This is a genomic window from Colwellia psychrerythraea 34H, from assembly GCF_000012325.1.
GTDB classification, from domain to species: domain Bacteria; phylum Pseudomonadota; class Gammaproteobacteria; order Enterobacterales; family Alteromonadaceae; genus Colwellia; species Colwellia psychrerythraea_A.
On sequence record NC_003910.7, the window covers coordinates 3,675,923 to 3,690,822 of the forward strand.

At 37.5% G+C, this 14,900-nt stretch carries 15 protein-coding genes; 6 read left to right on the plus strand and 9 right to left on the minus strand.

The window, feature by feature from the left end:
* The first annotated feature begins 46 nt into the window (after positions 1-46).
* The 5 genes from CPS_RS15785 (at position 47) to CPS_RS15805 (ending at position 5,692) form a co-directional block, all read left to right on the plus strand.
* A complete protein-coding gene (locus CPS_RS15785) occupies positions 47-1,657 on the plus strand; it encodes a GGDEF domain-containing protein (RefSeq protein ID WP_011044296.1) in 1,611 nt (536 codons plus the stop codon).
* Between the two features lie 91 nt (positions 1,658-1,748).
* Complete coding sequence (gene ppnN, locus CPS_RS15790) at positions 1,749-3,095, plus strand: nucleotide 5'-monophosphate nucleosidase PpnN (RefSeq protein ID WP_011044297.1); 1,347 nt, start codon at positions 1,749-1,751, stop codon at positions 3,093-3,095.
* Between the two features lie 2 nt (positions 3,096-3,097).
* Complete coding sequence (gene xni / locus CPS_RS15795; RefSeq protein ID WP_011044298.1) at positions 3,098-3,970, plus strand: flap endonuclease Xni; 873 nt, start codon at positions 3,098-3,100, stop codon at positions 3,968-3,970.
* Positions 3,971-3,990: 20 nt separating this feature from the next.
* A complete protein-coding gene (locus CPS_RS15800; RefSeq protein WP_011044299.1) occupies positions 3,991-4,416 on the plus strand; it encodes a DUF3192 domain-containing protein in 426 nt (141 codons plus the stop codon).
* Between the two features lie 268 nt (positions 4,417-4,684).
* On the plus strand, positions 4,685-5,692 hold the full coding sequence (locus CPS_RS15805) for an isocitrate dehydrogenase (protein ID WP_011044300.1): 1,008 nt from the start codon (positions 4,685-4,687) through the stop codon (positions 5,690-5,692).
* 109 nt (positions 5,693-5,801) lie between these two features.
* Here the strand turns inward: CPS_RS15805 and rlmM are convergent, their stop codons facing one another.
* The 4 genes from rlmM to CPS_RS15825 all read right to left on the minus strand — a co-directional run bounded on the left by rlmM (position 5,802) and on the right by CPS_RS15825 (position 9,087).
* Complete coding sequence (gene rlmM, locus CPS_RS15810; RefSeq protein ID WP_011044301.1) at positions 5,802-6,908, minus strand: 23S rRNA (cytidine(2498)-2'-O)-methyltransferase RlmM; 1,107 nt, start codon at positions 6,906-6,908, stop codon at positions 5,802-5,804.
* 80 nt (positions 6,909-6,988) lie between these two features.
* A complete protein-coding gene (locus tag CPS_RS15815) occupies positions 6,989-7,417 on the minus strand; it encodes a DUF423 domain-containing protein (RefSeq protein WP_138140303.1) in 429 nt (142 codons plus the stop codon).
* A 27-nt stretch (positions 7,418-7,444) separates the two neighbouring features.
* A complete protein-coding gene (locus CPS_RS15820; RefSeq protein ID WP_011044303.1) occupies positions 7,445-8,155 on the minus strand; it encodes an alpha/beta family hydrolase in 711 nt (236 codons plus the stop codon).
* Positions 8,155-9,087: a transcriptional regulator GcvA gene (locus CPS_RS15825; protein WP_011044304.1), complete on the minus strand. Its 933-nt coding sequence runs from the start codon at positions 9,085-9,087 to the stop codon at positions 8,155-8,157. The genes CPS_RS15820 and CPS_RS15825 overlap by 1 nt, the downstream gene beginning before the upstream one ends.
* Positions 9,088-9,407: 320 nt before the next feature.
* Between CPS_RS15825 and CPS_RS15830 the strand changes: the two genes are divergently transcribed.
* Complete coding sequence (locus CPS_RS15830) at positions 9,408-9,695, plus strand: hypothetical protein (RefSeq protein ID WP_011044305.1); 288 nt, start codon at positions 9,408-9,410, stop codon at positions 9,693-9,695.
* A 247-nt stretch (positions 9,696-9,942) separates the two neighbouring features.
* Here CPS_RS15830 and kdsA read toward each other — a convergent pair whose 3' ends face one another.
* The 5 genes from kdsA to prmC all read right to left on the minus strand — a co-directional run bounded on the left by kdsA (position 9,943) and on the right by prmC (position 14,880).
* A complete protein-coding gene (gene kdsA, locus CPS_RS15835) occupies positions 9,943-10,785 on the minus strand; it encodes a 3-deoxy-8-phosphooctulonate synthase (protein WP_011044307.1) in 843 nt (280 codons plus the stop codon).
* A gap of 208 nt (positions 10,786-10,993) precedes the next feature.
* The gene (locus tag CPS_RS15840; RefSeq protein ID WP_011044308.1) at positions 10,994-12,256 is read right to left on the minus strand and encodes a DUF819 domain-containing protein; all 1,263 of its coding nucleotides are present in this window, start codon (positions 12,254-12,256) and stop codon (positions 10,994-10,996) included.
* A 76-nt stretch (positions 12,257-12,332) separates the two neighbouring features.
* On the minus strand, positions 12,333-13,154 hold the full coding sequence (locus CPS_RS15845) for a SirB1 family protein (RefSeq protein WP_011044309.1): 822 nt from the start codon (positions 13,152-13,154) through the stop codon (positions 12,333-12,335).
* A gap of 94 nt (positions 13,155-13,248) precedes the next feature.
* The gene (locus CPS_RS15850) at positions 13,249-13,614 is read right to left on the minus strand and encodes a SirB2 family protein (RefSeq protein ID WP_011044310.1); all 366 of its coding nucleotides are present in this window, start codon (positions 13,612-13,614) and stop codon (positions 13,249-13,251) included.
* A gap of 408 nt (positions 13,615-14,022) precedes the next feature.
* Positions 14,023-14,880: a peptide chain release factor N(5)-glutamine methyltransferase gene (prmC, locus tag CPS_RS15855; protein WP_011044311.1), complete on the minus strand. Its 858-nt coding sequence runs from the start codon at positions 14,878-14,880 to the stop codon at positions 14,023-14,025.
* Positions 14,881-14,900: the final 20 nt, after the last annotated feature.

The following is a 14,900-nucleotide window of genomic DNA, read 5'->3' on the forward strand; positions in this document are numbered from 1 at the left end:
TATATTACGCACTAACTATTCCTCTGCATTAGGATTTATTGGTTTTATGAATGACAGTTCTGTTGCCCAAAAGCAGCTAGTTGCACTAAAAAGAAAACTTGATACTGCCATCGAGTCTCGTAGTTCACTAGAAGATGATTTTAATCTGCAATCTAATCTGCTCATTCAATTTATTGGTAAATTAACGCTAGTTTCCAAAGGCATTGATCTTGAGCTGGATAACCGTCTGGCGCAATTAAGAACCCTATTTACCAAGTCAGCTCCAATCTCTGAGATTGAAGAGAAAATTGCAGTTATCTCGAAATTGTTGCAACAACACAGCATAACCAATAGAAAGAATATTTCTCATGTCCATGAGCAGTTTAGCCAAGCAGGTGAAAGCTTACAAAAAATAAATGGCTTACCTGGAGATTTACGTAGAGATCTGCGTACCTTGTTAACAGAAACCAAAGAAGGTAAAGATTCTTTAATCCAGTATATTCCTCTATTAAGTCAATTATTGACCTTTTATGATCATTCTCTAAAAGCCAAAAGTGGTATGGCTAATCAAGGTATTTTGCAGGCTCCTCCTGTTACTTCACCCGAAAATAAAAATGCTATAGTCGGTGGCTCTGTAATCTTGGATGCTCAATTTCTTGAAAAAATTTCAATTTCACTCGGTGCTTTGCCATTATCTAAAGCGCACACGAGTGATTTATTAGCCATTAAGAAAAAACTAATGACTAATCAATCAAGTGAGAAAGTACTGCAAAATTTCATTGATATTTTTGATGTTATTGTCGCTGATTTTAAAGATGAGCAAAAAAATGCTAAAAACTTTTTAACCACGCTAAGTGCCACGTTAACAACGGTACAAAGTGCCGTTAAAGATACCATTGTTACACAGAAAAACTCGCAAAAAGCCAACGATATAATCAATCTCAAGTTACAAAGCCAGTTACTCGATATGACTGGGACCGTAGAGAAAGCGTTAACATTGAGTCAAGTAAAAGAAGATATTAATGAAAAACTACAAGTCATTGCTAATACGTTAGAGCAAAAATCAAAATTTGAACAACAAAATCACCAGCAATTAGCTGATAAGCTTAATGATATGTCGGCCAAAGTTGAACAACTTGAACAACAGAGCGAGATGTTTGAAGAAAAACTGGCCGAACAGCAAAGAAAAAGTATGCAAGATGCTCTAACCAAACTAGCTAACAGAGCTGCTTTTGATGATTTCTTTGCAAAATCAATGATCCGTTTTCATCGTAAATCATTCCCGCTTGCCTTAGTCGTTATTGATATCGATGACTTTAAAAAGATTAACGATACATATGGACATACCGCTGGCGATAAAACATTACAAGTCATTGCTAACTCAATTGTAAAAAATGTAAGTAAAGGGGTTTTTGTTGGTCGTTATGGTGGCGAAGAGTTTGTTCTTATTTATTCTAAAATCCAAGAAGAAGCATTAACCGCTGAACTCAATGCTTTGAATAACTTCGTAGCTCGCTTACCTTTTAAGTTTAAAACGAATAAAGTAAGCATTACCCTTTCAATTGGCGCAACGCATATAAAACCTGACGATAACATCCATATTGCTTTTGAACGCGCAGACCAAGCGATGTATAAAGCAAAAAAACAAGGCAAGAACCAAGTTATTTACGTTAAGTAGCGATAAAAAGACACGGCTTAATCGCAGCCTTCACATCTCACCAAGAACAGCTGTATTTTATCATAAGTGATTAGCATAAAAGGAGTGAGCTATGCATACTCAAATTAATCCGGTTGGAAATATGAACTTGCTTTCGCAAGCAGAAGTTGACCAACTGCAACAATCCGTTAGTAGTACCTTATACACACTTTATAGAAATTGTTCTCTCGCTGTCCTCAACGCAGGCTCAAATACTGATGATGCCGAAGAAATTTATCAAAAATATCTTTCATTCGAAATACAGGTATTAAGACGAGAGCGTGGCGTAAAAATTGATTTAAAAAATCCACCAACTCACGCTTTTGTTGACGATAAAATAATCCGAGGTATTAGAGAACATCTATCGGCAGTATTGCGCGATATTCTTTTTCTCCATAGTAGCTACAGAAGAGTCCCTTCCTCGTCGGAAGGTATTACCGATGAAATTTTTGACATATTAAGAAATGCCGATCTAATATTACCAGAAACTGGGGCGAACTTAGTCACTTGCTGGGGTGGTCACTCAATTAAACACAATGAGTATAAATATACTAAAGATGTCGGTTACCAACTTGGTTTACGCGGATTTAACATATGTACAGGTTGTGGTCCAGGCGCAATGAAGGGCCCTATGAAAGGCGCAACCATTGGCCACGCTAAGCAACGTATCAAAGAAGGACGTTATATAGGCTTAACCGAACCAAGCATTATTGCAGCAGAGCCACCAAACGCAATAGTTAATGAATTAGTAATCATGCCCGATATTGAAAAACGCTTAGAAGCATTTGTACGCATGTCACACGGCATAATTATATTCCCGGGTGGAGCTGGAACGGCCGAAGAGCTGCTCTATATTTTGGGCATTATGCTTAACGAAAATAATTCGGAGCAACAGTTACCTATTATTCTGACAGGGCCTGCAAGCGCTGTTGAATATTTTAATGAAATAGATCTTTTTATTGGCGCCACTCTTGGCAAAAAAGCACAGTCGCTGTATCAAATAGTCGTTGATGATGCTGTTAAAGTAGCCCAAGTAATGAAGCAAGGTTTAGATAAAGTACTTGCACATAGAAAAGCAACAGGTGATGCCTTTCACTTTAATTGGTCACTTATGATTGCCGATGACTTCCAACACCCTTTTGAGCCTACACATGAAAATATGGCAAATCTAAACATTAGTAACGAACTCCCTACGGCTGAACTCGCTGCTAATTTGCGCCGCGCCTTTTCAGGGATAGTTGCAGGTAACGTAAAATCAGGGGGCATCAAAGCAATTAGAGAATTTGGTCCTTTTGAAATATCTGGGGATAAAAAGATCATGGCGCTAATGGATAAACTACTTGCCTCGTTTGTAACACAACAACGTATGAAGTTACCTGGTAGTGAGTATATTCCCTGTTATAAAGTTATTGAGGGTTAATATTGTCCGCTCACTTAATACTCATTGATGCTCTAAATTTAATTCGTCGTGTGTACGCTGTACAAGAGCGTCCTTTTATCCAAATAAAGCAGGATCACGACGATGAGCTATCAGCCAGCACCTTAAAACAAGTACTATTTAATACGCAAAATACCTGTGTAAACGCTTTAATAAAAATTATCGACCAACATCAGCCGACGCACGCATTGACTGTATTTGATAGTCAAGAGCCCTGCTGGCGGTATCAATTATTTGAGGGGTACAAGAAAGGCAGAAAGAAGATGCCTGATCACCTTGCAAATAAATTAATTGATATACAAGATGCTTTTATGGAACAAGGTGTTGATTCACTGACATCAGACGAAGATGAAGCTGATGATCTTATCGCTACTTTAGCGGTGAAGATGGCACTTCACGGTCAAAAAGTGACTATTATTTCGACCGATAAAGGTTTCCTACCTTTACTTAGCCCTAACATACATATTTATGATTACTTTAATCGCCGCTATTTGGATGAAGAACATGTTCAAAGTAAGTTTAGTGTTAAGACGTCTCAACTGATAGATTTTTGGACGCTAACTGGCGATAATACCAATAAAATTGAAGGTGTTAGTGGTATTGGCCAAGTTACTGCAGCAAAGTTACTTAACCAATATGGTTCATTGAAGGCGATACTTGAAGCGACTGATTTAAAAGACTCGCTTGCAGAGAAGTTAACACAAAGCCTCGAACAGATGGATTTGGCAAGAAAGCTATTAACATTGAAACAAGATATCCCTTTAGGCTTTAATTTAAAAGATATCCGCTTAACAACCTCTTCATCTGCCCACGAGATTAATGCTAATATAAACCTAACTACTGATGATAAAAGTTAATACTAGAAAGAAAAATAACTATGAATAAAAAAATAATCGGTCGAATCCTACTTGCCCTGACGGTTTATGGCATTTTTGTTGCCCTTGTTATGACTTTTTATGATGACAGCCCTGATCAGATGAAATGGAAAGACAGAGAAGCGTATAATCGTCAATTCATTGCAAAAGTAATGCTAGATAATTTTACTTTTGAGCAAGCATTGACTCAATTAGGAAGTCCTGACATCACTGAAGCGAGAACAATTGATAAAATAAACTACCAAGTTATGTTTTATCGTACTCAGCACGTAAAATCGGATGGTATCACTACGCAAGATGAATGTACCTTTCTACTATTTGTAAATGGGACTCTTAAAGAAATTGGTCTAGGCAATAATTACCCTGAGCAATGGGGAATAGTTAGCAATCATGTAAGTGTAAGTAAAAATCGACCAATTGTAGACTAAAGTCAGATTGCTACTAGCTACCTAACCCTCTACTATTATTTGTTAAGTTACTAGCCCGTTAAAACATCACCGTTTTGTCGGTAAAAGTAAAAGCTTTCAAGCTCGCATACATAGCATTTCCATGATATAAAATGCCCAAATAAAAGCACTGAGCTGACCTTTTAATATATCAGCTATGCATTACGTAATTAATTAAATGTATGTTGTCGCTTAGTACAAATTAAGAGACGACATATTACCCCCGAAGTATTATGACAAGGTGAACTTAATGACTAAACAAACCATCACGGTAATTCCTGGCGACGGTATCGGTCCGAGCATTATAGATGCTACGATTAAAATATTAGATAAAGCAGGCTGTGGTTTTGATTATGAATTTGCAGATGCAGGTTTAACCGCCTTAGAAAAGCATGGTGAATTAGTACCAGAAGAAACGATCAACCTTATCGAAAAAAACAAGATCACTTTAAAGGGGCCATTAACGACTCCTGTAGGTGAAGGTTTTACTTCAATCAACGTAACCTTACGTAAGCAGTTTAAATTATACGCAAACCTTCGTCCTGTATTATCATTTAAGGGCACAAAAGCACGTTATGAAAACATTGATATTCTAACGGTTCGTGAAAATACTCAAGGCATGTATTCTGGTGCTGGCCAAGTTACTTCTGAGGACGGTACTGAAGCTCAAGCAATGAGTATTGTTACTCGTGAAGGCGCTGAAAAAATATTAACATTTGCTTACGAGACTGCAATTAAAGAAGGTCGTAAAAAAATAACAGCTGTTCATAAAGCTAATATCCTAAAATCGACTTCAGGTTTATTTTTAAAAGTTGCTCGTGAAGTTGCCCAGCGTTACCCACAAATTGAATCAACAGAAATGATTGTTGATAACTGTTGTATGCAACTGGTTATGAACCCTGAACAGTTTGATGTTATCGTAACAACGAATCTATTTGGTGATATTTTATCAGACTTATGTGCTGGTTTAGTTGGCGGCCTTGGTATGGCGCCAGGTGCTAATATTGGTGAAGATTGTGCGATTTTTGAAGCGGTACACGGTAGTGCACCAGATATTGCTGGTAAAAACTTAGCAAACCCAACGTCTGTGATATTAGCAGCAATTCAAATGCTGGAATACTTAGACATGGGTGATAAAGCAGAAAAGATCAGAGCTGCTATTACAGATGTTATTGCATCAGGTGATAGAACTACCGGTGATTTAGGTGGTACTCATGGTACTACGGACTTTACTGAAGCAGTACTTGAGAGACTATAAGTACTAGTTTTCTGATAACAAACCGCATACAAAAAAAGCCATCAAGTTCAGTAGTGAACTTGATGGCTTTTTTATTTTCAGCGCTAGCTGATTAAACTATATAGTATATCTACTCTTTAGCTCTTAATGGCGCTGGAGAAAGTAAGCGTGCATGTACGGTGACTTCTTCACGATCATAATATAGGTGTTTTGCATAAAGCTCATACTTCACATTATGTTTAGTAAAAGCATCTTTGATTGTTTGTAAATCATTGGTAACTTGTTGATAACGCCCTTTCATTGGTAGCTTTAAGTTAAACATAGCTTCTTTACAATGACCATGTAATAACCACTCACTCATTAGCTTAGCTACTCGTTGTGGTTTTTCTATCATGTCACACACCAACCAATAAACATTTTGCTTCAGTGGTACGTATTTAAAGCCATCCATCATCTTATGTTTTACTTGTCCCGTTTCCATTAAGGATTCAGCCATAAGACCATTATCTATTGCTGTTACCATCATGCCACGGCGCACTAATTGATATGTCCAACCTCCTGGGGCTGAGCCTAAATCAACGGCATTCATACCTGATGTTAATCGTTCATCCCATTCATCACGAGGAATAAAATGTAAAAACGCTTCATCAAGTTTTAAAGTAGAGCGACTTGGTGATGCGCTAGGGAATTTTAATCTAGGGATCCCCATAACATGTGGAGAGCTATTACGGGCTAATGAAAAGCCTAAAATCACTTCTTGTCCGCTCAGAAATAACGCATGTAAAATAGCGCCTTCAGGATCATCCGCTGAATTATTGCCTTTCTGGGTAAGCACTTTATTCTTACGTAAAGCTTGGCGTAAAGGTACTGAGAGTTTACGACAAAATTTACTTAACGACTTACCATCGTTATCATCAGCCATTTCCATACGCAAATCACTGTATTGCCAATCATTACCTAATGCTTCGGTAATAGCTTCAACGCGATTATAATCTGGAAGGTCAATTTTATCAGTTACCGTAACAAACCACTGACGAGCGAAAATAAGTCGCTTAAGCGGCAACTTATTCATTAATGCTTCACCATGTGCACTTTCGTGTAAGTGAAAAAAAACTAATCCTTGGTTTATCTTTAGCTCTAAATAGCCATACATTTCATTCCAAGCAGCTTTTTCTTGGATTTCTGCACCACACTCTTTTTCAAAGCCTGGTCGACAGAATAATACGATGGAGGTCATATGTTATTTTACCTTCTATAGCTAATGTTCATCTTTAATGATGTATGAACATAAGCGTATTAACACTACAAAAAGTGTTGTTAAAAATTATTTTTACCTTCTAGCGCTAACAATAGCCAAGCGAGAGCAAAAGAAATACCACCAAAAGGTGTTAACTTCCCAATAATGGCAAGTTCAAAAAAAGACTTAATATATATTGTGCCGCAAAAGCATAAAATCCCGACGACAAAGGCGATACTTGCACCAAGTAATACCTTTGAGGACTTAGCTATTTTCAACCAAACCAATGTAGCTAATAGCGCAAGAGTATGAATAAATTGATATTGTAGTGCAGTTGATAAACTAGCTTGCACATTTACCGGCAATGCTTGGCCACCATGTGCTAGCCAAGCGCCGAATAGTACAGAAAAACAGCCACTGATACCAACAAAAATCATCAACCATTTAAGTAAAATTGCCATACTATTTAATTTTATATCCTGATGCTGATTTATATTAGTAGAATTCATATCTTTTTCTCATGTTTGGCTTAGTTGTTAACTGCTAATAGTTACCCGTTCAATAAATGTCACAATTTCTTCAACAGCACTTTGCATGTGTGCCTGATGAGTAAAACCTGATTTAACTCTTGGTTTTAAACTGTGATCGCCATCTTCTAAAAAAACACATTGGCAGTGCTCAGCTAGCCGATAACTGGCAATCTCAACTTTATTACCCAAAGTATCACGGTCACCTTGTACAATTAATACTGGCTTATTGGCATCAACCAAAGGTTCAAGACGTAGTTTTTCAGGTTTTTTCGCTGGATGAAATGGATAACCTATACAAAAAACGCCAGAAATGTGATTAAGTAAACGACTCTTTAATAGATCAGAATCAGCCACCAAGCTTGCCGCAACACGCGAGCCCATAGACTTACCACCAATAAATAAAGGTAACTGATGACTTAGTTTTTTATCAACTACGTATTCGATCACGGTTTCATAACAAAGCAACAGCTTAGGCATTCTATCAGGGGGGTATTTTTTACCTGTCAGTGCCCTTTTATCCATAAAAGGGAAATTAAAACGTAAAACATTGATGCCCAAGTGATTAAGTAACCGCGATGTTTCATTCATGAACTCATGTGACATATTAGCGCCCGCGCCATGGGCAAATATAACGAGTGCTTTAGCATTTTGGACAGTGTTCAACAATATATTGATATCGCTACCATCTTCGCTAGCAATTGTATCTTGGTGGGTCATTAACTTATTTGTCCATCAGTAATTTGTGCTTGCTCTGCTTCAACCATGTCTAACATCCACTCTCTAAAAGCAGTAATTTTACCAATATCTTTTTGATTTTCACGACAGACGATGAAATAAGCATTCTTACTCACTAAAACATCGTTAAAAGGGCAAACTAATCGTCCTGAGTCTATATCAGGCTTTGCTAACACGCTGTAAGCCAACGCAATGCCTTGTCCGTGTAACGCCGCTTGTAAAACCATAGCGGAGTGACTAAAAATAGGGCCATGATTGACATTAGCCCCTTTAACGCCCACTTGTTTGAACCAGCGTTTCCAATCTTTACGTGAAGTATCATGTAATAATGTATGTTCAGACAAATCCTCTAATGTTAAAAGAGGTGGCTTGCCATTAGCAGCATTTTCTTGCACTAACAATGGTGAACAAACGGGAATTAGGTATTCGGTATGCAATTTATCAGCATGAATATTTGGCCAACGACCTCGACCATAATAAATCGCGATATCAACATCTTCAGTCAATGAGTTCTCAGGCTGATCAACCGCTTTGATCCTAACATCAATATCCTGATGCAATGAATTAAAAGCCGTTAACCTAGGGACTAACCATTGGATAGCAAAACTTGCTTGCGAACTAACCGTTATGGCTCCTTTAGCCCCACGAGCCAGTAAGCGCTCAGTGGCTTCATGCAACGAGGTAAAAATATCTTTAATGTCCAGATAATACGATTGTCCTTCTTCTGTCAGTAGCAAGGCTCGGTTTTTTCGCATAAACAATTTAATGCCTAAATGATCTTCTAAAGATTTAATTTGATGGCTTATTGCAGCCTGCGTTACAAAAAGCTCTTCTGCTGCTCGCGTAAAGCTAAGCTGCCTTGCCGATGCGTCAAATGCTCGCAAAGCGTTTAATGGTGGGAGTCTACTAGCCAAAATTCACCCTAGAATATTCAATAAAATTTAAATTATGTCGTTAATAACTGCATAAAAACCTATAAATAGAGCATAACAATTATTTATTAGTTTTTCTAATGAATAACATTAATTAAAGTCATTTTTATTTTTTTACTAACTTGCGTATTATTCACGCCGTAGATGAAGGACATCATCTCAACGTTTTATGAAACTCAGGTATAGCGTGTGCTCCCAACCATACGCTTTATTTTTTAAGAATAAAACCAGTGCGAGAAATGGTCCTAATAAATCTATAGGGTACTACAAATTTATTATTAGGTCATACATAGGACAAACACATGAAACAAAGCATTAAAAAAACTAATTTACTTGTCGCATTATTCGCCACTACTTTATTAAGTACTGCAGCTACAGCTGCGGTACCAAAAACGGCACTTGTTAAAGCTGAGCCAGTGAACCGAACTCAACTTACAACTGCTGCACATAAAAGCCTAAAGGTTTCTTTAGCACCCGCTAAAATTATATTTACACAACAATCGACTGACGCAGGCTTTGCTAAACAAAAGCAAACAGCTAATCAAAACAAGTCTATTACGATAACTAACGCAAGTTTAATTGCTGAATAATTAAAGTGAACTACACTGTGTAAAGTAATACTAACCACAGTGGTTATCACTCTTCATGTCGGTTCGTTTTAACCCGCATGTTACCATATTTCAAAATGCTCGCACATTTACTGAAGTAAGATCTTAGTTATTAAGATCGCAAATAAAAAAAGGTGTCCTAGGACACCTTTTTTATTGCTTAAATTATAAGTTACCACTTACTTAACGAATAATAAGTAGGCTCAAAATACGTAAGATGGATCAAATTCTAGTCAGTGATGAGTGGCGTAAAACCTTTCACTAAATCATCTAGGGCTTTCATTTGAGCTAAGTAAGGCTCTAGCTTATCCAGTGGCAATGCACAAGGACCATCACACTTAGCTGCAGATGGATCAGGATGTGCTTCAATGAATAAACCCGCTATTCCTATTGCCATACCACTTCGCGCTAATTGCGCCGCTTGAGCACGACGACCATCAGCGCTATCACTACGACCACCAGGCTTTTGCAGGGCGTGCGTTGCGTCAAAGATAACAGGGGCGTAATTTTTCATTTCGTCCATTGCCAGCATATCAACAACGAGGTTGTTATATCCATAGCAACTACCTCGCTCACATAAAATAATATTCTCATTTCCCGCTTCACCAAATTTGGTAATAATGTGCTTCATTTCATGTGCAGCAAGAAATTGGGGTTTTTTAACATTTATAACGGCACCGGTTTTAGCCATGGCTACCACAAGGTCAGTTTGTCTCGCTAAAAAGGCTGGTAACTGGATAACATCAACGACTTCACTTACCGGCTGTGCTTGATATGATTCATGCACGTCAGTAATAATCGGCACATTAAACGTTGACTTTATTTCTTCAAAAATCTTTAAGCCTTCATCTAAACCAGGGCCTCTATAAGAATTGACTGAAGAACGATTTGCTTTATCAAATGAGGCCTTAAATACATAAGGTATACCTAGCTTTTGAGTCACTTCAACATAGTGCTCAGCAATTTTCATCGCAAGATCACGTGATTCAAGCACATTCATGCCACCAAATAATACAAAAGGTTGCTCATTAGCAACGTCAATGCCTTTAACTGAAACAGATTTAATTGTCATCATTTCTTCCTAAAAAGTATTCCTAAAAAAGTACCGTAATTCTATTATCAGATATGTGCAAAAAGTAGCTTTAAGTAATGCTTCAACTTTAAGCTGTATAAATCAATTTAAAGGAAAAAGCACTGAGTTGACACTTATCAATTAGAAAAGTATCAATGAGCACTTTTGACACCTAAATTCGTTCATACATCAACAAGGTGATGTTTTACTAACTACCGATAATACGTAATAGTTGTCCACACATCCAAGCCATATAAGTACCTAGGGCATAACCTAGTACTGCAAGTAATACACCAACAGGTGCTAATGATGGGTGGAATGCAGAGGCAATCACTGGGGCAGAAGCTGCACCACCAATATTAGCTTTACTACCTACCGCTAAGTAAAATATTGGCGCTTTAATGAATCGGCCAACAGCAAATAATAAAGCGACGTGTATTGCCATCCAAATTAAACCAATAACCACATACTTCGGCGCTTCTGCTATTTGGGTAACATCCATATGCAAACCAATGGTTGCAACAAGAATATATAAGAAACTACTACCAACTTTAGAGGCACCTACCGATTCAAGTCGTCTAACTTTAGTAAACGATAAAGCCAAGCCAATTGAAGTTACTAAGACAATAATCCAAAATAATTTACTGTGTAGACTGAATTTTTTTAGATCAGGGAAATTTTGTTGGAAAAACGGTACCAGTAAATCAGCTGCAAAATGGGCAAAACCAGCTGCACCAAAAGCGATGGCAATAATAAATATAAAATCTTTCAATTCTGGCGTTCGTTTATGCTCTTTGTCAAAAGCTTCAACATCAGCAATTAATTTATCAATACCCGAGGTATCTGCACCACTTTTAGCATCAATAGCTTTATGGTTTGCAGCAATATAAAGTAATACTGCCATCCAAATATTAGCCACTACAATATCTACTGTGACCATAATGGTAAATATCTTACCATCCGCTTCAAATATTTCTTTCATCGCTAACATATTAGCGCCACCGCCAATCCAGCTACCAGCAAGAGCGGCCATACCACGCCATACAGCTTCAGGACCGGTAACACCAATAAGCTCAGGCCAAATAGCAGAGACAATTAGCAAAGCAATTGGACCACCAATTACGACCCCGACGGTACCAGTTAAAAACATAATAATAGCTTTGCTACCAAGGCCTGCAATGGCTTTTACATCGATACTTAACGTTAACAGTACTAAACAAGCAGGTAGAAGAAAGTATTTTGCTACTTCATCAACTTGGCTAACCTCAGCACTCACTATGCCAAAGGTATTTAAAAAAGAAGGCAGTAAATAGCACATTAATAACGCAGGTACATATTTATAAAATTTTTGACAGGCGGAATTCTTACTCGTGGAAGTATAAAAAACCAAGCCTAAGATAAGCGCCAAAAGTCCCAATACTACTGCATCATTGGTAATGAGTGGCGCATTCGCCACAATATTTTCTTGCATTATTTTGCCTTTTATCTTTATTTATATTTTTGTTTTTGTTTTTGTTCTTATTTTTATTCTTGATAAAGTAAAAATTCTAGTGAAGTACGTTATTACCAACATCAATTTTTTCAAGTTGAATTTTTAATATTTTCGCTGCGGGATCTTTAGGGCATTGCTCTACGAAATAACGGTAATCATCAACCGCCACTTTAAAACAATCAAGCTGGTGCAGCAAGAAACCACGGTCTCTACGTTGCAATGGATCGTCAGGATTTAATGACAAGATAACATCAACGCATGTTAATGCTTTATCAAAGGCCTGTTCATGGATCAAAACGTTTTTCAGTGCTGATAGGTGTTCTACCAAAGCGACACTGTCATCGATTGCTTTTAATTCTTGCTCTCCAGGATCGCCATCTAACTCATCTAAACGCACATCAAGCTCAGTCCAATCGAGTGACTCTCCTGTTATTGCATCAAAAATAATAGCGTACTGCTCATCACAGCACAGGCGTACCATAATTTTATTGGGGATAAATACTAAGTCTGTCTCAAAGCCACAAGCGGTAATGATTTCTTTAACTAAAGCCGCCTTAACAACAGGTGACATAGCACGTTGATTCAGACCTTTTGCGACACTATAAGCAGAAATAGGCCAGCGGGTCTGATAACGGTCTATAAATAAGTGCTGAAAATATAATTCATTAAGTAAAGCTTCTGCTTTTTCTAATGGTGATTCTATTTCACTTATGATGGCAATACACTGGCTGATAATTAATTCTAAGCTATCCAAAGATGCTTCAGTTTGCACAGGTTCTTGAGCACTATCGGCAAAAACATGCTCTTCAATTAGTACAAGTTTCTGTAGTAAATCTTTATCGGCAGACTTTAATTCTGATAAAAACAATTCATTCATAACTAATTATCTTAATGACTCCGTTGGATGCTTAACCAATAAATTCGATTTTGCACTTTAGTTCAGACTTAAACTTTATTTTTAACTGTTATTGTTAGCTAAAAAACATCGCTTCGCGAGTTATTGCTAAGCGAACTATCAACATTACCCAACCCATAGCACCTAAAAAACCAAGTATTTGCATCGGTCTATTACGCGCTAATTTCAAGGTGTAATAGCCAGTAAATATATAAGCAAACAAAGCTAAAATCTTTTCAGCTAACCACATTTGTTCCATTGGGTTTAAATGTAATTTTACGGCTAACGAAATACCAGCAATAAGTAAAAAAGTATCGATAACATGAGGGCTTATCTTTAACCATTTACGGTCAAGATTCTTTGATGCCATTAACGTTAAAATAAAACGGTAGGTGAATAAGCTAATGCTAAGTACTGCAAGGGTTATATGTAAATGTTTCAAAGTTATTCCTTTTATTTGAGCAAATGGTTCTATTAATTTGTCCAATTGCTTATGCAATTATTTTCTCATAGTGTATCGATTTTAGGTTATCAAAACGTTTCAAAGTGTAACCCTAAAGCAAAAATCAACGATTAAGTTAAACAACAAGTATTAACCGACTTATACCCGCTCCACCTGAAGATGTTTGTTTCAGGAGATCTGAGCGAATCATAATCAAGGCACATTTTTTTGTTAAGGGTTATTCCCTTAAAAATAAATGTAACGAAGAGTATGGTTTGCTCAGTTCTCCCCAAAGGGCTGGTTTATAAATGCTTTATGCTACGTTATTGATTTCGATAAGGGAACAACCATTCTCTTCAATCAATGCCTTCCCTAAAGCATTTATAATTCCAGCTGCATCCTGCATATTCAAGTGGGACGGGTATATAAACTTGCCCAAGTGATACGCTCGTGACCATTGAAGTCTCTAACGGTTTGTACATTGTCATAACCTAAAGCCGTTAAGATATTTCTTACCGCTTGACCTTGCTCAAAACCATGTTCAAAAAATAGAGAACCGTGAGTATTGAGAAACTTTAGCGCTTGTTGTGCTATGTGCTTAATATCACCAAGCCCTTGCTCATCGGCAACCAAAGCAGATTCAGGTTCACAACGCACATCACCTTGGCTTAGATGCTTATCTAATGCATCAATATAAGGGGGGTTAGAAACAATCACATCAAACTTACGCTCATTAACTGCATTAAACCAATCACTTTGGAATATATTCACATGCGATAAGTGTAAGTCTTGTGCGTTTTGCTTGGCTAGTTTTACTGCATCAAGACTAAAATCAATAGCGTCAATTTGCCAGTTTGGTTGTTCTGATGCAAGCGCTAGTGCGATTGCACCAGTGCCAGTACCAAGATCTAAGCAATGTAAGGTATCCAACTCACCAAAATGTTCAAGGACTAGTTCAACTAAAACTTCGGTGTCAGGACGTGGGATAAGCGTAGCCGGTGAAACCCGAAATGGCAGAGACCAAAACTCTTGTACTCCAACAATATAAGCTATTGGCTCACCCATTATCCGCCTTTGTAATAAGGCAAGATACTGTTGTTCAGATTGCTCAGTTACTTCTTTCTCTGGCCAAGTAAGTAAGTAACTACGTTCCTTATCAAGCACAAAACACAAGAGGATTTGTGCATCGAGCTTAGCACTATCTGAACAGGAAACTAATTGTTCCTGTCCGTGTGCTATCCAGTACGCTATGGTGTTATTTTCCATTGATATTACTGATAAAGTGG